A 22,523-nucleotide genomic window follows, 5' to 3' on the forward strand; every position below is an offset into this window, starting at 1 on the left:
ATTACCAAACCTTCCATGGAGCGTTATTACTTTCCCATAGCTCGACTAATTTATTTTTATCACGCAATGTATCCATTGGATGCCAAAAACCAGAATGTTGATATGCGGCCAATTCGTTTTTGTTTACTAACTGAACTAAAGTGTCTGTTTCAAAAACAGACTTATCTCCACTAATGTAATTGAAAACTTCAGGATTTAAAACGAAAAATCCACCGTTAACCCATCCGCCATCACCTAATGGCTTTTCTTGAAAAGATGTTACAGACTGTTTATCTAATATGAGAGAACCAAATCTACCAGGAGGTTGTACGGCAGTAACAGTAGCCATTTTTCCATGTTTTTTATGGAATGTAATAAGTTCTTTTATATTTACATTACTTAATCCATCACCATAAGTGAGGCAGAAAGGTTCGTCTCCGACATAATTTTGAATCTTTTTCACTCGGCCACCCGTTTCGGTATTTACACCAGTATCGATTAGTGTAACTTTCCACGGTTCTACACGATGAGAATGGCTAGTAATTGTATTATCGTTTAACTGTATTGTGAAATCAGACATGTGTAAGTTGTAATTTAGAAAGAACTCTTTAATTGCATATCCTTTATAGCCTAAGCAAATAATAAACTCAGTAATCCCGTAATGACTATACAAACTCATAATGTGCCATAGAATGGGTTTTGTTCCAATTTCAATCATAGGTTTCGGTTTTAAATGTGTTTCTTCCCCAATTCTTGTACCGTACCCACCAGCAAGAATAACAGCTTTCATTTTTTCCTCCTAAAATAAAAATTTATTATTTATACAGTATTCATGTTTTATGCAAATGAGATTGTTTTTGATTAAGCGAATGAAAATGTTTGAGGCGATGACGATGCAGAAAATATTACGGTTTGAATTTTGGGAATAATTCTTGGTATTCAGGGTTATGACGGAGGTCTTGTGTTAGGTTACTAAGCTCTAAAAAACGTATGTCCAGTACTTCAGGAGATTGACCGTAATGTGTTTGAAGCCCCATTTGAACACCCCTTTTTGAAAGGGTAGGTGTAATTTGTAATTTTCTTGCCTTTGACTGTTCATTCCAAGGGCTAAAATAAAATTTTAAAATAAATGAAGGATAGTCATAAATTATATATCCGTGCCGCGAATGATGTCTACCAGGTAAATATGCACCATCTAGATGATTGTGAATAAATCTCCAAGCACATCCGAGTTGTGGGTTGTAAGGGAAGACACCGTGGTATCGCTGTTCTACTAAGGGGATAGAATATCTAGGCTTTGAATAATTATAATTGTGATTATCTATCATTAAAATCATTCTAATCGCATACATGTTTTGGCCTAGTGTATGAAGAGATGAAAAAAAATCTTCAGTATTATTACAACAAAAGAATTCAGTAGTATTTAAAACGATTTTCCAACCTGAAACTTCTCTTTCAATTTCCATCACTTCAATATCAGTATTAGTTGGATCAAACTCAAGAAATCTGGAATTTCGTACTTCCCAGTGGGGTGCTAATAGTTTACAAATCTCTACGGAACGATCTGTAGACCCTCTATTAATTAAAATGCCGTGATCGAATATTTTCGTGTGATGCATAAGCCACCATGGAAGTAGGTATTCTTCATTATAAAAATGAGAAATGATTGTCTTTTTCATGTTAATTCCCTCCTATACAAGCAATCATTATTAGTAGAATATGCTTTTAAATAAGAAAGGTTAAAAGGTACAGACAATGTAGTGATTAGGTAATAGTTTAGTAATTTTATTGTATGAGTGATTTGTATTGGATAATAGTAGGGTGGAGCTTGGAATTTGGTATAAATTGTGAATAATAAACCGTCACGTTTGACTGTACAGTTTATGTATTGTATCATGTAAGTAATATAAACAAGGGGGGAAAATCGTTGGGAAGGTGTATCGAATCGGACAGTTGGCTCTCATGGCTCACGTGTCGAAACGAACGATTGATTATTATACGAATCTAGGTATCTTAAAAGCGGAGCGATCTCAATCTAATTATCGCTATTACGACGAAACAGCATTTGAGACATTACAATTTATTGAGAAGTGCAAAGAAATGCATATGCCGCTTTGTGAGATTAAAGAGAAAATCGAGGAGAAGAAGAAGCTGCTCGGTATCAATGAACACGTTTCGAAACAAGTGAATGAAGTGACAGACCATATTCATCGATTAGAAGCAGAGTTAACAGAGTTAAAGCCGCTTTTAGATGGATTGACTGATTCACAACGTGAAAAAATATCGAAATCTTTATCTGGTCAAACGACAGCTTTAATACAGACACTTGCTCTATTATTATAGAAAAAGTGAAATCTGACCTCTTTAATTTTTGTATAGGGCTATGTTTTCTAAGAAACAAATAAGAAAACATTATAGTATACAGGAGGTGGACACCTTAGTTTTTTAACTAAGGGGATTCATTGGAAATATTTAATTTAGTCATGGTTGCGATTTTAATCGCATTTACTGGATTTTTCGTAGCAGCTGAGTTTGCGATTGTAAAAGTACGTTCAAGTCGTATTGATCAGCTTGTTGCAGAAGGAAAACGCGGTGCTTTAGCAGCGAAAAAGGTAACAACAAATTTAGATGAATATTTATCTGCTTGTCAATTAGGTATTACAGTGACAGCTATGGGATTAGGTTGGTTAGGTGAACCGACAATTGAAAAGTTATTACACCCATTATTTGAGAAATGGAACTTAAATCCTTCTATTTCATCAGTATTAACATTTGGTCTTGCTTTTATGTTAATGACGTATTTACACGTTGTAGTAGGGGAATTGGCTCCGAAAACGATGGCAATTCAAAAGGCTGAAAAAGTAACATTATTATTTGCAGCTCCACTAATGATGTTCTATAAAGTAATGTATCCATTTATTTGGGTATTGAATGGTTCAGCTCGTGTGATAACTGGTTTATTCGGTTTAAAACCGGCTTCTGAACATGAAGTAGCTCATACCGAAGAAGAATTACGCCTTATTCTTTCAGATAGCTATGAAAGTGGCGAAATTAATCAAGCCGAATACAAGTATGTAAATAACATTTTTGAATTTGATAATCGTATTGCAAAAGAGATTATGGTACCGCGAACAGAAATCGTTGGTTTCTACCTGGAAGATTCAGTAGAAGAACACATGAAAGTGATCCAAAATGAGAGATACACACGTTATCCAATTTTTGGAGAGGATAAAGATGATATTATCGGTATGGTCAACGTAAAAGATTTCTTTATTCGATATATGACCGAGGATCAAAAAGATTTATCATCTATTCGCTCGTATATGCGTCCGATTATTGAAGTGATGGAAACGACTCCAATTCACGATTTATTACTTCAAATGCAGAAGAAGCGAATTCCGATGGCTGTTTTATATGATGAGTACGGAGGAACAGCCGGAATTGTAACGCTTGAAGATATCTTGGAGGAAATCGTCGGCGAAATTCGTGACGAATATGATGAAGATGAAGCGCCACCAATTCAACATGTGAACGAGCAACATATCATTGTTGATGGAAAAGTGCTTATCTCAGAAGTGAAAGATTTATTTGGATTACACATCGAAGAAGATGATGTGGATACAATCGGTGGATGGATTATGATGCAAAATCATGAAATCGAAGAAGGACAACACGTTGAGGCAGAAGGTTATGAATTTAAAGTGTTAGAAAAAGACGCTTACCAAATTAAACGTGTTGAAATTCGTAAGATGGAACAAGAACAAGAAGAAGAGAAAGCAGCAACTGTGTAAGTTGCTGCTTTTCTTCTAAAGTACAAAAAATGAGAACTTAGGAGCGGATATTTTGATTCAAGAAGCCTTACGTGTATATCGATTACAATTGTATGTGATCTTTAGTGGTTTACTACTTATGTGGACGATTACTCCGTTTGGAAAACAAGTGACAGGGTTTGGTATTGGATTAGCAGTAAGCGCCTATTGTCTTTGGTTATTAGCTCGCAGAGTGGAGAAACTCGGAAAAAGTATCGTAATGAAGGAAAAGTCTCCTGGATTAGGAGTTTTAAACCGATTTGCAGCTGCTATTTTAGGAGCTATAATCATGTATGAAATTGAGCATGAAATGGAAATTTGGGCATTCGGTACAGGTATTTTAGGTGGTCACTTTTTAATGATTGCAAATTTAGCGTATGCAAATATGCAGTTAGTGAAAGAAGAAGAGAAGCAAAGGGAACGTGCTTCGAAAAACATAGAGCTATGATGAAAGGGACCTAATTGGGTTCCTTTTTTAGTTTAGCGATATGATACAAGTAATCAAATTAACGACAAATATGATACGCTTCTTTTTTGCGTTTTTCAATAGTATGAAAAATAATAAAAAAATTTTAAAAAACCCATCGATTTCTAAAGGTTATGTATGTTATTATGACAAAAGACTTTTTGAAAGAGGTGGATACCAATGTTACAAGCGCTACTTATTTTTGTGCTACAAATTATTTACGTTCCAATTTTAACAATTCGTACGATTTTGCTTGTAAAGAATCAAACAAGATCCGCTGCTGGTGTTGGATTGTTAGAAGGAGCTATTTACATTGTCAGTTTAGGTATTGTGTTTCAAGATTTATCAAATTGGATGAACATCGTTGCCTATGTCATTGGCTTTAGTGCGGGACTGTTATTAGGCGGTTATATAGAGAATAAATTAGCAATTGGTTATATTACGTATCAAGTTAGTTTACTAGACCGTTGTAATGAATTAGTAGATGAGTTACGTCACTCTGGATTTGGCGTTACAGTATTTGAAGGCGAAGGTATTAATTCTATACGTTATCGCTTAGATATCGTCGCAAAGCGTTCTAGAGAGAAAGAGCTTTTAGAAATTATTAATGAAATTGCACCGAAAGCGTTTATGTCTTCGTATGAAATTCGTTCGTTTAAAGGTGGATATTTAACGAAAGCGATGAAGAAAAGAGCGTTAATGAAGAAGAAAGATGAACATGCATCGTAAAAAAGAGGAGTAGTGCTGCAGTAAAAGCGCAGTATAAGTCCAAATGTAAAAGGGAGGAATCTATTTTGATGTAGATTCCTCTCTTTTTTATGAAAAATATTCATCTGTTAATTCAAAAAAACTAAATCGTATAATTATTTTTTTTACTCATTCTCAAATTAATGATTAGCCATATAATTTGAAAAAATACCGGTATGATAAATGTAATTAATAAAACGATAAGTGATATTGATTTAATTTCAGGTGTTTGAATAACACCAGCACCATCAACATCTCGTAGCCAAATGATAGTGGCCCATATTCCAAAAACGATAATCCAAAATATGTTACCAATCCACCAAGAAATCCATCGTTTTTTCATGTTAGCACCCCTTACATGTATCTACTGTTAAAAGTATATTTTCGTTCGTTACATTTATAATGAAACAACTTTAAAATCAGTTTTTAACTGTATATCTAACTTGTTTGAAGGTTACTATTTCTCCATCATCATCATCATCTTTCGTTTGCAAAAGTTGAACTTTTGGTTTGTAGTCTGTCCTATGAGCGTGTTCGATATCTTTAATGTTAAGCTTGTAGGATTCACCATTCTTTAGCTTTTGTTCCAACACTTTTTTATTAGCAACATAAATAAAGGTCACTTTATTTTCATCAATGCCCTCGGTCTTAATTTCTAATTCATTATCTTTTGTTGTAATGGTTGGTGTTAATAATTCCATACTGCCGTTTCCAGTTTCTAAAGAATTTCCTGGAATAGCTGAACATCCGGATAATATGATTCCGGTGAATAGAAGAACAGCTAATTTCTGTTTCATAACATCCCTCAATTCCATGTGAATTTTGATTTTGGTATTGCTAGATTACTAGTGTGGAGCGTAAATGTTTAGTTAGTACCCTTTTAATTGTACCATAATATGTAAATTAAAACAGGGTGTATATCCAATTTAAGGGAGATTGAAAAATTTACTGATTGTTGTAAATTCATGTGTTTTAGCTTCTATTTCAATCGAAATGTAGACGAGAGAAAGAAATTTTTTTATAGAAATTATAATTTTTACATTTTACTATAATGATAGGGAATAGATGAATTCATTTACTTCGGAGGTATTTATTTGAACATTAATGAGAAGGCAATTGAAATGTTTGAACAAAATAAATATGAGGAAGCAATGGAACTGTTTCAACAAGCAGTACATGAATCTAGAGACGTACAATCTCTCAATAATCTGGCTTGGATGTACTTTTATGAGGAAGAGAATGATGATAAAGCTCTTGAATTAATAAGAGAAGTTGTTAAGTTGAATCCTTCTTCATACTTTCCTTATAACATCTTAGGGGACATTTACATGAAACAAGAAAAATGGACAGAAGCGAAAGAAGCATTACAAAAGTCTATTTCGATTCAACCATCAGATGAAGCATATCATAATGTAGCTGTAGCACATTATAACCTTGGAGAGCTGGAAAAAGCTTCAGAATTTTTCTTGCGAGTTGCAGGGGATTCGGACTATATCATGTATAGCTATGTAAAATGTTTAATTGATTTAGGGCGAACGACAGAAGCAAAAGAGAAGTTAGATACTTTTAACAGGGAATCTGATAATTTTTTAGGGGAAATTAAGGTAGCAGATTTATATGTTGAGTTGAATTGCTATAAAGAAGCAATTGAATGGTTCGAAAAGGGATATAAAGAATGCTGGAAAAGTCCTAATTGGATTGGTAGATTTGTGTATGCTCTATATAAAACGAATAATTTCTCCCGTATAAATGAAGTTATACGGGAATCTATCGAAGCGAAAACAGCAGAAATAGAAGATGTTCAGAATGAAGAAGTAGAAGAAAACTGGACAGAAAATGATAAGAAAGAGTTAATTGAGGAATATACAGAAGAGAATAATTGTTATAAAACATTGGTAGAACGTATCAAATCTGGATACGTTCCAGGATTAGAGTTTGAAACTGATTATATAGGGGCTTGCTATTTATTTGGTTGTAAAAGACATAATCACCTTGAATATGAAAAATAAAAAGATTCGACTGTTGGTCATCTCCCTGTCAAGTAGACAGTAATAAAAAGAGTATTATGCCACGGCCTTTTCCCGATATTCTATCGGGGAAAGACCGTGAAGTTTTTCTTGGAACCTTTCTGTATTATAGAATTGAATATATTCTTGAATTGCTCGATAGACCATTTCATATGTTTTTGGGCGCACTAAATACAACTTCTCTGTTTTTAAATGTGAGAAGAATGATTCGATACACGCATTATCAAAACAGTTTCTTCAAATGATTTTTAAATATCACAGATGTTTTTCTTCCATAAAACGGACATTTTTTTCGAATGATAGATTGAATATCCAGCTCTCTCATGAGACGACGAACAAGTTTATGATTCATTACCACTCCTTCTCGAGCTAAAGCACGAGTCATGCGTTTATACCCATAATAAGGGTGCTGACGATGAATAGATAAAATATGTTCTTTATGCCACCTATCCCTTTTCTGACGTAAACGCTGTACGTTATGATATTTCCGCCATTTATAGTAGCCAGCCTTAGAAACTTCCGCGATTTGAAACAGCCATCGAAGTGGCTAGGCTTGGCGTAATGAATCGATAAGAGAAAATCGTTCTTTCTTTAGGACCATTCCTTCCCGTTTAGATTTGGATTGCGCTTTTTTAAATACTCAACCTGTGCCTCCAAATAAGCATTTTCTTCTTCTAGACTATTAAAATTCTTTCGATTCCAGACGCCACGTTGATCATCAAAGGGCTCCCCCTGTTGCGCACGTTTTACCCACTCAATAATCTGAGCATCTCTCTTCACACCGAGTTGTTCTCGAATTTCTCGCAATGATTTTCTCTCTTCTAATCGAAGACGAACTGCTTCTCGCTTTAGTTCTTCTGTATATTTTTGAAATGATTGTCCCTTTCTTGCCATAAAAAAATCTCCTCCAGATAAAACAGTATTGAGTCCATCATATCAGATGGACTCTTTTTTTACTGTCTACCTATAGGGGATAATACCAAGATGAAATGATAGGCTTCTTTATTTTAAAAAAATGAGGTCAAAGGTGTACTTTTCTTATAAAAATGCATTTCATATAAAAGGTGTAATGATTTTAGGGAAGGGGGATTGTTGTGCGTCATCATAGAAATTGCAAAAAATTCGGAGTGGCACTGCCTCTTCCGCTTATAGGAGCAACTGGTCCGACAGGTAATAGTGGTCCAATCGGTCCAACTGGAGGGCATGAAGGTCCTGTTGGTCCTACAGGGGTGACTGGACCGACGGGAGCAACTGGGCCCCAAGGTCCTCAAGGTATCAGGGGAATACAAGGTCCCCGAGGGACAACAGGAGCACAAGGAATACAAGGAGCTATTGGTGGTACAGGAGAGCAAGGTATAACTGGCCCGACTGGTCTCCAAGGTGCTCAAGGATTAATCGGTAACCAAGGTCTAATTGGTGATATTGGAGTACAAGGGTTAGAAGGAATACAAGGAGCTACGGGTCCTGCTGGTAGTCAAGGTATACAAGGCATACAGGGAATACAAGGGGAAATAGGTGAGCGAGGACAAACAGGAGGACAAGGAATGCAAGGAGAGAGAGGCATAACTGGACTCTCGGGTGTAACTGGTTCACAAGGTCCTCAAGGTGTTCAAGGAATACAAGGAGAGCAAGGGGCTACTGGTATACAAGGAGAAGACGGCTTCCAAGGGATACAAGGAATTACTGGGGAGGAAGGCCCGCAAGGAGCACAAGGAATACAAGGTGAAGTGGGTCCAACTGGTTCTACTGGAATGCAAGGTGCCCAAGGTATAAGTGGAATAAAGGGGATAACAGGTGCAATAGGTTTACAAGGACCACAAGGTGTGCAAGGAATACAAGGTATAACGGGAGCAACAGGTTTTCAAGGGATAAAAGGAATAAGAGGTATAACGGGAGCGACGGGTAGCATTGGTATTCAAGGCTCAGAAGGACCGCCGGGCGGTCCGACGGGAACAACAGGTCCAATTGGTCCATCTAGTGGGGTGACTGGACCAGCTGGCCCACCCGGTCCACCAGGAGGTCCAACCGGTCCGACGGGTGCGACTGGTTCAACAGGCGTAAGCGGAGGGATAGGACCAATTGGAGCGCAAGGAGTGCAAGGTATAACAGGTCCAACCGGTCCTCAAGGTGTAAGGGGAGCACAAGGTTCACAAGGTGTAGTTGGAGCAGTTGGAGTACAAGGGGCACAAGGTCCTCAAGGTAACCAAGGAATAACAGGTCCAACGGGTGCAGAAGGTTCTCAAGGAATACAAGGTACGCGTGGAGTAACTGGTCCAACAGGTGCAGAAGGCTCTAAAGGTATTCAAGGTATTCAAGGTGTAATAGGCCCAACAGGAGCACAAGGAATGGTGGGAATACAAGGGATAGCCGGTCCAGCTGGTGTTACAGGAGCGGAAGGAGCTCAAGGTGCACAAGGAATCCGAGGAGCAACCGGTCCTGCTGGAGCACAAGGTATACAAGGAGTGCAAGGAATACAAGGAGAAACAGGAGCAGCTGGAATACAAGGTCCTCAAGGTGTTCAAGGGATACAAGGGACTACCGGATTGACAGGCACACAAGGTGCACAAGGTCCTCAAGGAGTGCAAGGAATAATAGGACCGACTGGAGCTATTGGCTTGCAAGGTCCTCAAGGATTACAAGGAATAATGGGTCCAACAGGAGCGCAAGGAGTGCAAGGAATACAAGGAGAGCAAGGAATTATCGGTCCAACAGGTGCGCAAGGAATTAGAGGTCCCCAAGGAAATACAGGGGAAGTCGGTATAACAGGCCCTCAAGGAGTCCAAGGGGCGCAAGGTAGTCAAGGCCCACAAGGCCCACAAGGGAATGTTGGAATTACTGGTGCAATGGGTGAAACTGGAGCTACTGGAGCAACCGGGGCAACTGGACCACAAGGTTTGCAAGGTTTTCAAGGGATTACGGGAATACAAGGAATAACGGGAACGACCGGCAATACAGGTGCAACGGGTCCGCAAGGAATACAAGGTATACAAGGGGTTCAAGGATTGCAAGGCCCAAGTGGAGTAAGTGGGGTGATAGGTGCTAGTGGTAGTATAGGCCCGGTTGGAGCACAAGGTAGTCAGGGCCCGAGTGGCGTGGTGGGACCGACAGGAGCAACTGGTAGTGCAGGTTCAATAGGTTTCTTGGGAATAGCGGGAGCGACAGGAGCGACTGGCTTACCTAGCGGGGGCGGTTATTTCTTTTCTACTTCAACGAGTACAATTGCAGCGAATGCGTTAATACCAATTAATTCTGGATCTACAATTTTTGGATCAGGAGTTAGTTTAACAAATGCGACAACTATAACGTTAAGTACGCCAGGGATATATTTGATAAGTTATTATTTTCAAGGTGATGCAATTTTTGGGAATGAAACAATTTCAGTAAGTCTTGTGTTAAACGGAACGCAAGTCGCAGGGAGTTTTATTTTTTATGTTACAAAAGGTAATTTTATATTAGAACCAGCGATTTCCAATACGATGGTAATCGAAGTTACTTCTCTAAATTCCACTTTGTCATTACAAAATGGTCCATTAGCTATTGGGCATGTAACGACATTAGCGGGAGTAATAACAGCCAGTTTAAATATATTGAAAATAGTTTGATGCGTTACAAACGGGAGGAGATGCTTGTGAAGAATCAAGATAAGTGTAGTAAGTTTCAAGCACCTATTCCTTTTCCGCCGCCAGGTATTACGGGGCCTACTGGACCAACCGGTCCGACAGGTTCTTTAGGTGGACCAACTGGCCCTCAAGGAATACAAGGCGTACAAGGTCCAATCGGTCCAACCGGGCCTCAAGGAATACAAGGGGTGCAAGGGGTGCAAGGAGAAAATGGTCCAACCGGCCCAACTGGTTTAACTGGACCACAAGGTTCTCAAGGTAATCAAGGACCTATGGGAGAACGAGGCCCACAGGGAATACAAGGCGAAAGAGGTCCGACTGGTCCAACTGGTATTCAAGGGATACAAGGAATTCCTGGTCCAATCGGTCCAACCGGTCCAACAGGAATACAAGGGATACAAGGCGTACAAGGTCCAATCGGTCCAATCGGCCCGACAGGAATACAAGGTATACAAGGGGTGCAAGGAGAAAATGGTCCAACCGGTCCAACTGGAAATACTGGTATACAAGGTGTTCAAGGTAATTTAGGAGGTAGTGGTTTACAAGGTGTAACAGGAATACAAGGACTACAGGGTCCGATTGGGCCAACTGGTTCTCAAGGAATTCAAGGGGAGCAAGGGCCAATGGGGCCACAAGGGGAGACTGGTGTTCAAGGTTTACAAGGTCCCCAGGGAGAAATGGGGCAGGTAGGTCCAACAGGAATACAAGGGATACAAGGAGTGCAAGGTGTAATTGGTCCGACCGGTCCAACCGGTTTACAAGGTGATCCAGGTCCAACCGGCCCCACAGGAGCAACTGGGATAACTGGTCCGACAGGTTCTGCAACTGGCCCGACCGGAGCAACCGGTCCAACCGGTCCACCAGGAGGTCCAACCGGTCCAACCGGTCCACCAGGAGGTCCAACCGGTCCAACCGGTCCAGCAGGATCACCAGGGGGTCCAACCGGTCCGACCGGAGCAACAGGGGCTACAGGGGCGACCGGAGCAACAGGAGCAACTGGAATCCAAGGAGTGCAAGGGATACAGGGTCCAACAGGAGCAACTGGTTTAACAGGTTTGCAAGGGGTACAGGGACCGATGGGGGCAACTGGTCCAACGGGTGACCAAGGCATTCAAGGTCCACAAGGGATACAAGGAGTAACCGGCCCAACCGGTCCGCAAGGTCTACAAGGAATACAAGGCTCAATCGGTCCAACCGGCCCACAAGGGGTTCAAGGTATACAAGGTGAGCAAGGAGTAAGGGGAGCGACAGGTCCAACTGGTTTACAGGGTCTACAAGGAATCCAAGGTCCGAGTGGTCCAACTGGTCCTCAAGGAGTGCAAGGCGTGCAAGGTCCGAGTGGCATAACAGGTCCAACCGGTCCTCAAGGAATCCAAGGTATTCAAGGACCACAAGGAAGTATAGGCCCAACCGGTCCTCAAGGAATCCAAGGAGTGCAAGGTCCCCAAGGCCCAACCGGCGAGGCGGGTGCAACGGGTCCTCAAGGAATTCAGGGAATACAAGGTCCAATTGGTCCAACGGGTCCCCAAGGAATTCAGGGGATACAAGGAGTGCAAGGTCCCCAAGGCCCAACAGGTCCAACCGGCCCTCAAGGTCTACAAGGAATAACCGGTCAGGCGGGAGCAACCGGTCCAACGGGAGCAACCGGACCGACTGGAGAAACGGGTCCCCAAGGTCCTCAAGGAATTCAAGGACCACAAGGGGAAACTGGTCCAACGGGAGCAACCGGCCAGACTGGAGTAACCGGTCCTCAAGGAATCCAGGGAATCCAGGGTCCCCAAGGGATAACCGGTCAGGCGGGAGCAACCGGACTGACTGGAGAAACGGGTCCCCAAGGCCCACAAGGAATCCAAGGTCCCCAAGGGATAACCGGTCCAACAGGAGCAACCGGCCAGACGGGAGTGACTGGTGCAACTGGACCGACCGGAATACAAGGCATACAAGGAATGACTGGAGCAACAGGGGTAACGGGGGGAACGGGCCCAACAGGTGCTACGGGTCCAACTGGCTTGACAGGAGCAACAGGATCATCTGCTATATCGACAGGTGGCGGATATTTCTTTTCTACATCAACAAGTACAATTGCAGCAAATGCCAACATCCCAATTAATTCTGGATCCACTGTATATGGAACTGGTGTATCTTTAACTAGTGCTACGACAGTCACAGTAGCGACGCCAGGAATATATTTAGTAAGCTACTATTTCCAAGGGGACGCGACTGGTGGGAATGAGACAGTATCTGTTAGGTTGCTATTAAATGGAACGCAACTAACAGGGAGTTTTATACAAAACGTAACGACATCAACTGTAGTAATCGAACCAGCCATTTCAAATACACTTCTTGTGAATGTGACGAGTGCCAATTCAACATTAATATTACAAAATGGCCCGTTAGGTGTAGGTCATGTGACTACTATAGCAGGTGCGATTACAGCAAGTTTAAATGTAGTGAGAATTTTATAAAGAATATAAAAAACACAAGGAATGTCTTTGTAAGACACACCTTGTGTTTTTTAATATTAAATAAACATTTTCTTCATCTTTTCGGTTGGAAAATATGCTGAAAGAAGTATTTGTGATGTAAGTTATCTACAACTTTATTTGCTTGATATGTGCGTTGTTTTTCAATTCGGAGTCTTTGCTCCATCATTTTTATTGCGTGATCAGATAAACGTAACATAATACATTCTCCTTTTCTATAAATATAGGTGACTATTTGATATCGATCCCATATTTATAATTAAGGAGGCAAAATGTGTAACATAGGCAAAAAGCACCTTCCTCTCCCATTACGCTTACGAGGTTAGCTGTCGGACTCGGGAAGTGAGAGTTTCCCTACTTAAAAAAGATTCGCCCCAAGTAGCATAGCTACAAAAATGGTTCCCCCGCTCCAAAATTTGGACTCAGCAAAAGGTTTTATAAAGTAAAAAATAACATAAAGGAGCGAACAAGTCAAATTATTTTGTGTATTCTGTCTTTTTAAATTGCGTAAGAATCATACCGTCAGGAAGTATTGTATCTGATACTGTAATGAATCCGTGTTTTTTATATAAAGTAATAGCAGGGGTATTCGCTTTACCTGTTTGTACAATGTATGTCATTGAAGAGGGAAACATGTTAAATATATGAATTAGGAGTTTCGTTGCGATTCCTTTTTGAAAAAAATCGGGCGATACAACTAACCTGTGGATATCGATTAGTTTTTCTTCTTGTACAAAAGAAATAAAACCGACAAGTTTATTTTCAGAAAAATATCCATAGAATGTTTCACCACAACTTTGAATATCGTTTACAGTATCATATAAACGAGGTATGGCAGTACTATTTAAGTAGTCTGCTTCAACTTTATAAGCTGGAATTTGAACCTGTAAAATGGATGTTGCTACTTTAATAGAAGTGGAATTTAACTTAAGAATCATAGATAATGAAGCCTCCTTTGAATATGGTATATGAATATAATTGCTTTATGAGTGAATTTGACAATATTTTTCTTTTTTGCATATAATATATGTATCTCCATATGTAAAATAGTAGTAAATATATTTCTATAGTGAAATATGATTAGCAATGATAAATACATATGTTTGTATTGAATCATACAAACTATAATAGAAATGGAGGACTAAAAATGGGATGGATTATCACATTTTTAGTTGGTGCTATTATAGGTGCAATTGCTAGTTCTATAACAGGTAAAAATTTCCCAGGTGGTATGTTCGGAAATATTATCGCAGGTTTATTAGGTGCTTCGTTAGGTGGTAGATTATTTGGATCCTTTGGGCCATCATTTGGTGGGATTCATGTCATGCCAGCATTATTAGGTGCAATCGTGTTAATTTTTATTGTATCATTTGTAGTGAAAGCTGCAAAGAAATAGATATATAGATTATGATGAAGAGCCCTGAATAAGGGCTTTTCATCATTCGAAGAGGTGGTTTCATTGGAGAAAATAAATATAAGAAAAAGAGATAAGTTAAGAAAGTTTTTTAGAGAACAAAATTATTTGGCGGTATTACTTGGATTTGCGTTATTGTTCATTAATATTTTATTGCTAACAAAAATATCATTTGTTTTTACACCGTTTATCGTATTTTTAAAAACAATTTTCTTCCCAGTACTATTAGCAGGCGTGCTATTCTATATTTTACATCCATTCGTTTCGCTTTTAGAAAAGAAAGGTGTTTCAAGAATTGTATCGATAGCTTCCATATATTTAATCGTACTAGGATTATTTGTATTTTTAGTTGTAACGGTTATCCCTATTATTAAAGATCAAATTGATGCATTAATTGATAACTTACCTTATTTTGGTCATGAGATTGAACAAGCAGCACGTAGATTCGGGGAAAGTAATTTACTCGGTAAAATTCAGGAGAATTTAAATATTAATGTTGCGAATATGGTAAAAGACTACACAGTTGATTTTACGAAATCTTTATCATCAGTAACAGGAAATGTAACTGGATTTTTGAGTACTGTTACAGAGGTTGTTTTAACGTTTGTAATGGTTCCGTTTATATTGTTCTATCTTTTAAAAGATGGTGAGCAATTACCGAATCACTTTTTAAAGTTTATTTCAGAACAAAGACGACCAGCAGCGATGAGAATACTAGACGATATGCATTATGCGATTAGCTCGTATATTAGAGGACAAATTATCGTTAGCTTATTTATCGGTATTATGCTATTAATTGGTTACCTTATTATCGGTATTAAATATGCGGTACTACTCGCTATTTTAGCGATGATTGTAAATATCGTTCCGTACGTAGGCCCAATCATTGCAATTACACCAGCTTTAATTATCGCATTTATTGACTCGCCAGCAATGGTTTTAAAGGTAATTATCGTAATGATGGTCGTACAATTAGCAGAAGGTAAATTTATTTCTCCGCAAGTCATGGGTAAAAAGTTAGATATTCACCCGATTACTATCATTTTTATTATTTTAACTGCCGGAAATTTATTTGGAATTATGGGGATTATTTTAGCAATTCCAGGGTATGCAATATTAAAAGTGTTAGTTACGCACGGATATCGATTTGTTAAGTTGAATACGTGAAAAAAAGAGCTAAAACAGTGGGAACTGTTTTAGCTCTTTTTTATTAACAATTCATTTGCATATTGGCGCGCCCATTGATCCGCTTCTAATATAGCATCTAGTGAAGGATCTTTTACGTTATGATGAGCTTCAACTGTTTTGTAAATTGTTTTTTCAATATCGAAAAAGGCAATTTCATTTTTTAAGAATAATGCATTTGCAATTTCATTTGCTGCGTTTAATACAGCAGGAGTAGTGCCACCAATTTTGCCACATTCATATGCGTATTGTAGACAAGGGAACTTCTCTAAATCTGGTTTTTCAAAATGTAAACTACCAATTTCTAATAAATTTAATTTTTCATAGGAAGAAGGTAGCCGAGTAGGGTAGTGAAACGCATATTGAATTGGCATTCTCATATCAGGAGCACCGAGCTGCGCAATAACTGATCCATCAATAAACTCTACTAAAGAATGAATAATACTTTCTTTATGAATCATTACATCAATTTTTTCATAAGGAATATCAAATAGCCATCTTGCTTCCATTACTTCGAATCCTTTATTCATTAATGTGGCAGAATCAATCGTTAGTTTTGCCCCCATTAACCAGTTTGGGTGCTTTAAAGCATCTTTTGCTTGTAAAGTTTTCATTTCTTCACGTGTTTTATCACGGAATGCACCGCCAGAAGCTGTAACGATTAATTTGTCAATTTCTTTATTATTTTCTCCGTTTAAACATTGGAAAATAGCTGAATGTTCGCTATCGACTGGAATTAAACGACATCCGTTTTGCTTGGCCAGTTCAGTTACGATATGACCAGCTGCAACTAACGTTTCTTTATTAGCGATGGCAATATCTTTCTTCGCCTTTAATGCTTCAATCGTTGGAAGTAGTCCGGAAACTCCGACAACAGAACTTAATACAAGATTTGAATCAGGGTGAGTAGCTACCGCAATTAAGCCATCAGTTCCGTATGTGATTTTTGTATTCGCTGAAATACGCGTACGAAGCGTGTCTGCTAAGTCTTTTGTTGCAACGCTTACAATACGAGGTTGAAACGTTTTGATTTGTTGCTCAAGAAGATCGATATTATAATTTGCGGTTAAACCGACGATTTTGAAATGTTCAGGATGAGCTGAAACGACATCTAATGCAGATGTGCCGATGGATCCTGTGGAACCTAAAATGGATATATATTTTACCATGAAAAAACCTCCAAAGTTGTTTCGAATATTTCTGCAAACCTATATATCATTAGACAATTGAAGTGGAAATTCCTGCTATATAAAATAGAAAATTCGGGTTTGTTTAGAAGTGAAATGTGATAAACTGTAAAAAATAACGAAAAAGCAATGAAAGAGAAGAGTACATATTCGAAACTTTTCAGAGAGCTGATATGTGGTGAGAATCAGTAAGGGATGAATATGGAATGGACTCTGGAGCTTCTAACTGAAATGAGTAGGTAAAGACGGTTACTTCACGTTATTGAAGTATGAAGTGAGCTAATGATAGCTAATTAAGGTGGTACCGCGGGAGTTTCTCGTCCTTTTTTAAGGATGAGGGGCTCTTTTTATTTTGAGAAAGGAGGAGTTAGTGTGAGTGAAAAAATAATGTTAACAGGAATTAAGCCGACAGGTTATCCGCATTTAGGAAATTATATTGGTGCGATTAAACCTGCATTACAAATGTCAAAGAATAATGAAGGAAAAGCATTGTACTTTATAGCTGATTATCATGCATTAAATGCTGTGCATGATCCGAGTCAGTTTAGTAGTTATACGAAAGAGGTAGCAGCTACTTGGCTATCGCTTGGACTTGGAGAAGATGTGATTTTTTATCGACAAACGGAAGTGCCGGAGATTCTAGAATTAGCTTGGATTTTAGCTTGCCTAACTCCGAAAGGTCTTATGAACCGTGCTCATGCGTATAAAGCGAAGGTGGAGCAAAATAAAGAAGCAGGGTTAGAGGTCGATGCGGGAGTGAATATGGGGTTATACACGTACCCGATTTTAATGGCAGCTGACATATTATTATTTCAAGCTACTCATGTACCAGTTGGAAAAGACCAAATTCAGCATATTGAAATTGCTCGTGATATTGCGACGTATTTTAATCATACATTTGGCACGACATTTACACTTCCAGAGTATGTCATACAAGAAGAAGGGGCTATTTTACCTGGTCTTGACGGAAGGAAGATGAGTAAAAGTTACGGAAATGTGATCCCATTATTTGCAGAGCAAGAAAAACTACGAAAATTAATATTTAAAATCAAAACAGATTCTTCACTTCCAAATGAACCGAAAGAACTAGAAACCTTATTTACAATTTATAAAGAATTTGCGACAGAAGACGAAGTACAGTCATTACGTGAAAAATATGAGACTGGAATCGGATGGGGCGATGTTAAAAAAGAGTTATTTCGCGTTGTAGATCGTGAGTTAGCTGGACCTCGGGAGAAATACGCAATGTATATGAATGAGCCAAATTTATTATATGAAGCGTTAGAAAAAGGTGCTGAGCGGGCACGTGCTATTGCGAAGGTAAATTTAGCGGAAATTAAAAAGCAGATTGGATTTGAGAGGGAACGTTAAGCGTTCCCTTATTTTTTTAGATAATCTGTAATAATCCTCTCAATAACAGGAGGAAGATTATTAGGTAATTTATCAAGTGAAAAGAAGCGTAGTTCTTTTGATTCACTTTGATCGCATACAAGTTCACCATGAAATTCTCGGCAAATATAAACAACGAGTACACCGTGTACTTGATCGCCGTTTGGATAGATTTGAAAGAAGTCTGGCCCTGAGTATGTACGGAATAGTTCTGGATTTTTAATAATAAGTCCAGTTTCTTCAAACACTTCTCGTTTTAAAGCATCTTCTAACGTTTCGTTATATTCTAGGGCACCACCAATAATGCCCCAGCGTTTAAAATCTGTACGGAGTTGCAGCAATACTTCATCTTTTTCATTTAATATAATGGCGTGTGATCCTATTAAAATAAGTGGATGATTTCCTACTAGATTTCTCATATCTTCAATATAACCCATGTCATTGCTCCTTGTATTTAATAATAGTTAGGAAGTTCTTTTAACATTCTTTCTGTTTTACGTGCTGTAAAGGCTAAGTTATGGTCATCTTTTGTTCTGAAAAATAATGTGCGTAAAAAGGTTTTAATATTGGCACATAAAATACAATACTCATTAAGCGAAAGGCGTTTTCTAATTTGAGGAAGCCTTTTTATTTTTTTATGAATAATAGAAATTAACTCGTTTTGAGGAAAATCATGATACAGCATTGCTAGTAATGGCGTAACAATGCGCTCATCTTCGTTATTATGAAAAAGGTCAGATGGAATAAAGATTTTATTTAATAAACAATGAATTAATTCTTCGTACCATTCAAAAGTTGTATACGTATTATGAACAATTTCAGTAAAGGCATCAGATACATGAGCAAGACAATGAGCCCATCCTTTATTTTCGATATAGCCCCGAAAATCCGTTTCTAAGTTTGTGTATGTAATGAGTTTATTTTTTATTTCTTCGATATCCTCCTCTGTACAAAAGTAGTGCGAATTAGCGAATTGGAGTATTAACGCAATTAACGAAACAGTGTAAGAACGTGTGAAAACCCCATCTGTATGTGGGGAGTAAATGTCACAATATAAATACTCATCACTTAAACAAGTTTGCAGAAGTAATTTCAGCTGATCGTCCATAAGGAATTCATGATGAATGAAATGCGCAAAACATTTATATATAAGTTGGTAACGAACGTAGCTATCAGTCGTTCCGATATACTGAAGCATGTTCAAAGTTAACTCATTTACATCTATATGCTGTAGTTGCGTATAGTCATTTTGTTGTATAAGCTCTAATTGTTGTTGCAATGCTGTAATATCCACTGGAGAACCTCCTCCGCACTTTAAAGATGCGATCTTTTCTAGTATTCTATATATTCAAGGACAATCCTGCTCATGCAAGGAGAACGATTAGAAATTCGAGTATGATATAGATGAGGGAAGAATATGACGACGATAGAACAGTTAGAAAAACATTTTAAAATAAGAAGAAGTGCTTCTTCTATTATGATAAAAGAAAATAATGCAGAGGTTTTTACAGAAGAGCAATTAGAGGGAATGATGCAGTATTGCGTTGCCGAAGCTGAAAAAGATGGATTAGAAAAATTACATTTTGAAATTTCTTCAAAAAGCCCAAATTATGATGTGTATAAAAAATGTTTTGAAACGTATTCATTTGAATATGTTACGGAAAGCATGATTGTATTTAAAGATATATACGAAGTAGAAGATATAGAAAGTGAAGTTGATTTTAAGTTAATTGAAGAAGTAGGGGAAGAGGCTTTTTATTCACTGTGGAATGAAGCGACGGGAGAACCAGTCGTTCATGATCAATTTGTGCATATGATGCTACAAGAAATTGGTGAGCAATGGAAAGAACATTGCTTAACAGCGAATGTCGATGAAAAGCCGATAGGAATTGTAATCCCGCATATTGAAAGAGGTACGTTAGAAGAAGGGAAACTTATGTACTTCGCAGTTACTCCAAATATGCGTAATAAGGGATATGAAGCTGCATTATTTGCAGGTGCGTTGTTTGTCTTAAAGGAAATAGGTGCATCTTATTATATTGGTGAGACAAATATGAAAAATGAGTGGATGAAGGATGTTTTTGAAAAGAATGGATGTCAGTTGCTGAGTTGTACTGAGCGGTATGTGAGGGAGTTTTAGGAGGGTGAATGATGTACTCTCTCGAACTCATTTAGTGGGAGGGGTATATATGTTAAAACAATCCATGCATTCATTCGTTTTACTGTATCCAAATGTGTTGTTAGAAGGGTGGAGGATTGAAAAAGTTTCAGAACGTTTTGAAGGTGAAAAGTGGGAAACTGTTTGGTTTCAGATTGATACTCCAACTGGAATGTTTCGAGTAAAGGAGTTTTTTCTCGATATAATGGAGCCAGTATTTCCAGATACCTGTATTTCTCAAGCAAAAGGGGATTGTTTTCAATATAAAAAGCTTGTGTATTAAAAAGGTGTAAATTATAAAGGAAAAGAAAGTTACGTTACATCTACATGGAAAACACAAGTTGAAATTTCTGTTGATCATGGATATGTAAACCTAGGCGAAATGGAAAGGTTTCTACTCGGATTACAACCGGTACATACAGAGTTTGCGAAAACGATATTACATACACCATTTTACTTATTAAGCTTTCAAGCTAAGAGAGGTGAAATGGGTGAGATAGGAAGATGTCGTGAGTGGAATGATCCAGATAACATACGCTATGTAAAGTTATCAATTCATAAAAAGCTGAGTTGGAAACTTGAATCGGTCGGTTTTGGAAATGATGAAACGCAGTATGTATACTGGGACGAAGATAATAAACTATATGCACTTTGGGTTTGTAGGCATAAAAACAAAGCGTATTATCCTGTTTCTTCATGGGCAATGAATTATGGTCCACAACAAATTATAAACGGGTTAGAGTTTTATTCTCACCCTGATCACGGAACAGTTGTATATGAAAATCTCGGTAATGAACAAATCGCATACGTATTTCGAGGGAATCCATGTACAAATTTTGAACAAGTAAAAGAACTTTTTGCCTCTTTGTAAGATAAAAAGAAAAATGAGAACGACAAAGTAGATATTCCTATAATAAAATAGAGAAGGATTAGACTATACGAAGAAAGCGTTGGTGAAAGAATGGAGCAGCAAAGACATTGGCTACAAGCAACTGTAGAAAGAAATGAAACGAATACGTTACATATAAAGTGGGAAGATAATATAGAAGAAGTTCGCATTTATTGGAGTACTTCACCAGATCATATTGAAGAAAATGGGGAGTTACTTGCAACGGTAAATGGAGAATCATCATATACAATTGGAAATTTAAGTGAAAATGAGCGTCCATATTTTAGACTAATAGGTAGTAATGGACAAGCAGTGACAGTAGCTGAGCGTAGACTGCCATTACAAGGCGCGTTTAACTTCCGTGATATGGGAGGGTATGAAACGCTTGAAGGCCGTAAAGTAAAATGGGGCAAGTTGTACCGTTCTGAAGAGTTAGCAGGATTAACAGAGTGGGATATTGAGTATTTACAAAAGTCTGGCTTAAAGTTAATTTGTGATTACCGTACAGACTTCGAAGTGAAGCATAAGCCAAACCCTGAGATTACAGGAGCTCGTCAAGTGTGCTTACCAGTTATGCAAGATTTAGCGAAAGACTTGAATATAAATGAGTTTTTCCAAGTTGGTGACCTTTCTATGTTAGGGAAACCAGGCGAATACCTTGTAAAAATGAATCAAGATTTCGTAAGTGGTAACGAGGCGTTCGTAAGCTTCTTAAACTTAGCGCAAAACCCGGAAAACTTACCGTTAGTAAACCACTGTACAGCTGGAAAAGACCGTACTGGATTTGGATCAGCATTATTATTACTTTTACTAGGTGTACCAGAGAAAACAGTAATGGAAGATTATTTACTAAGTAACGGTTTCCGTGAAAAGTTAAACGAGAAAATGATGGCCTTTTTAGGTGCAAAACTACAAAACGATGAGAGTAGAGCGATATTAGGTGCGATGTTCGAAGCTCGTGCTGAGTATTTACAAGCTGCGATTGATGAAGTGAAAAAGCAATATGGTTCAGTTGAAGCGTATGCTGAAAAAGCACTTGGCTTTACGAAAGAGTCGTTAGAGGAAATGAAAGTGTTATTGTTAGAGGATAAATAAGAATTCGGGAGGCTGATTGGATTAGCCTCCTTTTCTTATTGTTGATATCATGTTATTCCATAAAATGATGGATAA

21 protein-coding genes, 2 pseudogenes, 1 riboswitch and 1 other annotated feature are annotated in these 22,523 nt (G+C 38.1%); of the genes and pseudogenes, 13 read left to right on the top strand and 10 right to left on the bottom strand.

Going from position 1 to position 22,523, the window contains the following annotated elements; genetic code table 11:
• Position 1 precedes the first annotated feature (1 nt).
• Together rfbF and ACTFRH_RS12190 are read right to left on the bottom strand one after the other, a co-directional pair.
• Entirely contained in the window at positions 2-769 is a 768-nt protein-coding gene (rfbF, locus tag ACTFRH_RS12185; protein ID WP_000648807.1) for a glucose-1-phosphate cytidylyltransferase, read from the bottom strand.
• 115 nt (positions 770-884) lie between these two features.
• Complete coding sequence (locus ACTFRH_RS12190) at positions 885-1,658, bottom strand: glycosyltransferase family 2 protein (RefSeq protein ID WP_000750968.1); 774 nt, start codon at positions 1,656-1,658, stop codon at positions 885-887.
• 256 nt (positions 1,659-1,914) lie between these two features.
• On the opposite strand from ACTFRH_RS12190, the gene ACTFRH_RS12195 reads away from it, so the two are divergent.
• The 4 genes from ACTFRH_RS12195 (at position 1,915) to ACTFRH_RS12210 (ending at position 4,983) form a co-directional block, all read left to right on the top strand.
• Positions 1,915-2,322 (top strand): MerR family transcriptional regulator, encoded by a 408-nt coding sequence (locus ACTFRH_RS12195; RefSeq protein WP_000285637.1) that lies wholly within the window; start codon positions 1,915-1,917, stop codon positions 2,320-2,322.
• A 119-nt stretch (positions 2,323-2,441) separates the two neighbouring features.
• Positions 2,442-3,770: a hemolysin family protein gene (locus tag ACTFRH_RS12200; RefSeq protein ID WP_000402275.1), complete on the top strand. Its 1,329-nt coding sequence runs from the start codon at positions 2,442-2,444 to the stop codon at positions 3,768-3,770.
• A gap of 52 nt (positions 3,771-3,822) precedes the next feature.
• The gene (locus ACTFRH_RS12205; RefSeq protein ID WP_000613880.1) at positions 3,823-4,236 is read left to right on the top strand and encodes an ATP synthase subunit I; all 414 of its coding nucleotides are present in this window, start codon (positions 3,823-3,825) and stop codon (positions 4,234-4,236) included.
• A 198-nt stretch (positions 4,237-4,434) separates the two neighbouring features.
• A complete protein-coding gene (locus ACTFRH_RS12210; RefSeq protein WP_000938438.1) occupies positions 4,435-4,983 on the top strand; it encodes a DUF2179 domain-containing protein in 549 nt (182 codons plus the stop codon).
• Positions 4,984-5,104: 121 nt separating this feature from the next.
• Here ACTFRH_RS12210 and ACTFRH_RS12215 read toward each other — a convergent pair whose 3' ends face one another.
• Together ACTFRH_RS12215 and ACTFRH_RS12220 are read right to left on the bottom strand one after the other, a co-directional pair.
• Positions 5,105-5,344 (bottom strand): DUF3923 family protein, encoded by a 240-nt coding sequence (locus tag ACTFRH_RS12215; protein WP_000747687.1) that lies wholly within the window; start codon positions 5,342-5,344, stop codon positions 5,105-5,107.
• A 76-nt stretch (positions 5,345-5,420) separates the two neighbouring features.
• The gene (locus ACTFRH_RS12220) at positions 5,421-5,816 is read right to left on the bottom strand and encodes a hypothetical protein (RefSeq protein ID WP_003301932.1); all 396 of its coding nucleotides are present in this window, start codon (positions 5,814-5,816) and stop codon (positions 5,421-5,423) included.
• A 279-nt stretch (positions 5,817-6,095) separates the two neighbouring features.
• On the opposite strand from ACTFRH_RS12220, the gene ACTFRH_RS12225 reads away from it, so the two are divergent.
• Positions 6,096-7,010, top strand: coding sequence for a tetratricopeptide repeat protein (locus ACTFRH_RS12225; protein WP_001024463.1), 915 nt, complete (start codon positions 6,096-6,098; stop codon positions 7,008-7,010).
• A gap of 54 nt (positions 7,011-7,064) precedes the next feature.
• Here the strand turns inward: ACTFRH_RS12225 and ACTFRH_RS12230 are convergent.
• A pseudogene (locus ACTFRH_RS12230) lies at positions 7,065-7,922 on the bottom strand (IS3 family transposase).
• A gap of 200 nt (positions 7,923-8,122) precedes the next feature.
• Here ACTFRH_RS12230 and ACTFRH_RS12235 point away from each other — a divergent pair.
• Together ACTFRH_RS12235 and ACTFRH_RS12240 are read left to right on the top strand one after the other, a co-directional pair.
• The gene (locus ACTFRH_RS12235) at positions 8,123-10,630 is read left to right on the top strand and encodes a collagen-like protein (protein WP_001215818.1); all 2,508 of its coding nucleotides are present in this window, start codon (positions 8,123-8,125) and stop codon (positions 10,628-10,630) included.
• A 20-nt stretch (positions 10,631-10,650) separates the two neighbouring features.
• Positions 10,651-13,113, top strand: coding sequence for a BC_3345 family exosporium-associated protein (locus tag ACTFRH_RS12240; RefSeq protein ID WP_440048748.1), 2,463 nt, complete (start codon positions 10,651-10,653; stop codon positions 13,111-13,113).
• 73 nt (positions 13,114-13,186) lie between these two features.
• On the opposite strand, the gene ACTFRH_RS12245 is transcribed toward ACTFRH_RS12240, so the two are convergent.
• Both ACTFRH_RS12245 and ACTFRH_RS12250 read right to left on the bottom strand, forming a co-directional pair.
• A complete protein-coding gene (locus ACTFRH_RS12245; protein WP_000945243.1) occupies positions 13,187-13,330 on the bottom strand; it encodes a hypothetical protein in 144 nt (47 codons plus the stop codon).
• Positions 13,331-13,426: 96 nt separating this feature from the next.
• Positions 13,427-13,569, bottom strand: a riboswitch (cyclic di-AMP (ydaO/yuaA leader).
• A gap of 38 nt (positions 13,570-13,607) precedes the next feature.
• Complete coding sequence (locus tag ACTFRH_RS12250; protein WP_000601237.1) at positions 13,608-14,069, bottom strand: GNAT family N-acetyltransferase; 462 nt, start codon at positions 14,067-14,069, stop codon at positions 13,608-13,610.
• Positions 14,070-14,278: 209 nt separating this feature from the next.
• On the opposite strand from ACTFRH_RS12250, the gene ACTFRH_RS12255 reads away from it, so the two are divergent.
• Both ACTFRH_RS12255 and ACTFRH_RS12260 read left to right on the top strand, forming a co-directional pair.
• Positions 14,279-14,527 (top strand): GlsB/YeaQ/YmgE family stress response membrane protein, encoded by a 249-nt coding sequence (locus ACTFRH_RS12255; RefSeq protein WP_000539713.1) that lies wholly within the window; start codon positions 14,279-14,281, stop codon positions 14,525-14,527.
• A 63-nt stretch (positions 14,528-14,590) separates the two neighbouring features.
• Positions 14,591-15,712: an AI-2E family transporter gene (locus ACTFRH_RS12260; protein WP_000411482.1), complete on the top strand. Its 1,122-nt coding sequence runs from the start codon at positions 14,591-14,593 to the stop codon at positions 15,710-15,712.
• A gap of 29 nt (positions 15,713-15,741) precedes the next feature.
• Here ACTFRH_RS12260 and ACTFRH_RS12265 read toward each other — a convergent pair whose 3' ends face one another.
• A complete protein-coding gene (locus ACTFRH_RS12265) occupies positions 15,742-16,899 on the bottom strand; it encodes a 1-deoxy-D-xylulose-5-phosphate reductoisomerase (RefSeq protein ID WP_000241794.1) in 1,158 nt (385 codons plus the stop codon).
• Between the two features lie 138 nt (positions 16,900-17,037).
• Positions 17,038-17,245: a binding site (T-box leader), on the top strand.
• A 44-nt stretch (positions 17,246-17,289) separates the two neighbouring features.
• On the opposite strand from ACTFRH_RS12265, the gene ACTFRH_RS12270 reads away from it, so the two are divergent.
• Complete coding sequence (locus ACTFRH_RS12270) at positions 17,290-18,288, top strand: tryptophan--tRNA ligase (RefSeq protein ID WP_001290882.1); 999 nt, start codon at positions 17,290-17,292, stop codon at positions 18,286-18,288.
• Between the two features lie 8 nt (positions 18,289-18,296).
• Here ACTFRH_RS12270 and ACTFRH_RS12275 read toward each other — a convergent pair whose 3' ends face one another.
• Together ACTFRH_RS12275 and ACTFRH_RS12280 are read right to left on the bottom strand one after the other, a co-directional pair.
• Positions 18,297-18,743, bottom strand: coding sequence for an NUDIX hydrolase (locus ACTFRH_RS12275; protein WP_000540455.1), 447 nt, complete (start codon positions 18,741-18,743; stop codon positions 18,297-18,299).
• A gap of 17 nt (positions 18,744-18,760) precedes the next feature.
• Positions 18,761-19,600 (bottom strand): DUF2785 domain-containing protein, encoded by an 840-nt coding sequence (locus ACTFRH_RS12280; RefSeq protein ID WP_000355454.1) that lies wholly within the window; start codon positions 19,598-19,600, stop codon positions 18,761-18,763.
• A gap of 123 nt (positions 19,601-19,723) precedes the next feature.
• On the opposite strand from ACTFRH_RS12280, the gene ACTFRH_RS12285 reads away from it, so the two are divergent.
• The 3 genes and pseudogenes from ACTFRH_RS12285 (at position 19,724) to ACTFRH_RS12295 (ending at position 22,448) form a co-directional block, all read left to right on the top strand.
• Complete coding sequence (locus ACTFRH_RS12285; RefSeq protein WP_000207421.1) at positions 19,724-20,446, top strand: GNAT family N-acetyltransferase; 723 nt, start codon at positions 19,724-19,726, stop codon at positions 20,444-20,446.
• Positions 20,447-20,495: 49 nt separating this feature from the next.
• Positions 20,496-21,335 (top strand): annotated as a pseudogene (locus ACTFRH_RS12290) (hypothetical protein).
• A gap of 90 nt (positions 21,336-21,425) precedes the next feature.
• The gene (locus ACTFRH_RS12295; RefSeq protein ID WP_000437790.1) at positions 21,426-22,448 is read left to right on the top strand and encodes a tyrosine-protein phosphatase; all 1,023 of its coding nucleotides are present in this window, start codon (positions 21,426-21,428) and stop codon (positions 22,446-22,448) included.
• Positions 22,449-22,523: the final 75 nt, after the last annotated feature.

This window comes from Bacillus cereus group sp. MYBK216-1 (assembly GCF_051916495.1).
Lineage (GTDB): Bacteria > Bacillota > Bacilli > Bacillales > Bacillaceae_G > Bacillus_A > Bacillus_A thuringiensis_K.

Excerpts from the sequence above, each read along its gene's own strand:
- rfbF (WP_000648807.1), bottom strand. The coding sequence starts at position 769 with ATGAAAGCTGTTATTCTTGCTGGTGGGTACGGTACAAGAATTGGGGAA.
- ACTFRH_RS12190 (WP_000750968.1), bottom strand. The coding sequence starts at position 1,658 with ATGAAAAAGACAATCATTTCTCATTTTTATAATGAAGAATACCTACTT.
- ACTFRH_RS12210 (WP_000938438.1), top strand. The coding sequence starts at position 4,435 with ATGTTACAAGCGCTACTTATTTTTGTGCTACAAATTATTTACGTTCCA.
- ACTFRH_RS12215 (WP_000747687.1), bottom strand. The coding sequence starts at position 5,344 with ATGAAAAAACGATGGATTTCTTGGTGGATTGGTAACATATTTTGGATT.
- ACTFRH_RS12220 (WP_003301932.1), bottom strand. The coding sequence starts at position 5,816 with ATGGAATTGAGGGATGTTATGAAACAGAAATTAGCTGTTCTTCTATTC.
- ACTFRH_RS12240 (WP_440048748.1), top strand. The coding sequence starts at position 10,651 with ATGCTTGTGAAGAATCAAGATAAGTGTAGTAAGTTTCAAGCACCTATT.
- ACTFRH_RS12245 (WP_000945243.1), bottom strand. The coding sequence starts at position 13,330 with ATGTTACGTTTATCTGATCACGCAATAAAAATGATGGAGCAAAGACTC.
- ACTFRH_RS12250 (WP_000601237.1), bottom strand. The coding sequence starts at position 14,069 with ATGATTCTTAAGTTAAATTCCACTTCTATTAAAGTAGCAACATCCATT.
- ACTFRH_RS12255 (WP_000539713.1), top strand. The coding sequence starts at position 14,279 with ATGGGATGGATTATCACATTTTTAGTTGGTGCTATTATAGGTGCAATT.
- ACTFRH_RS12265 (WP_000241794.1), bottom strand. The coding sequence starts at position 16,899 with ATGGTAAAATATATATCCATTTTAGGTTCCACAGGATCCATCGGCACA.
- ACTFRH_RS12275 (WP_000540455.1), bottom strand. The coding sequence starts at position 18,743 with ATGGGTTATATTGAAGATATGAGAAATCTAGTAGGAAATCATCCACTT.
- ACTFRH_RS12285 (WP_000207421.1), top strand. The coding sequence starts at position 19,724 with ATGACGACGATAGAACAGTTAGAAAAACATTTTAAAATAAGAAGAAGT.
- ACTFRH_RS12295 (WP_000437790.1), top strand. The coding sequence starts at position 21,426 with ATGGAGCAGCAAAGACATTGGCTACAAGCAACTGTAGAAAGAAATGAA.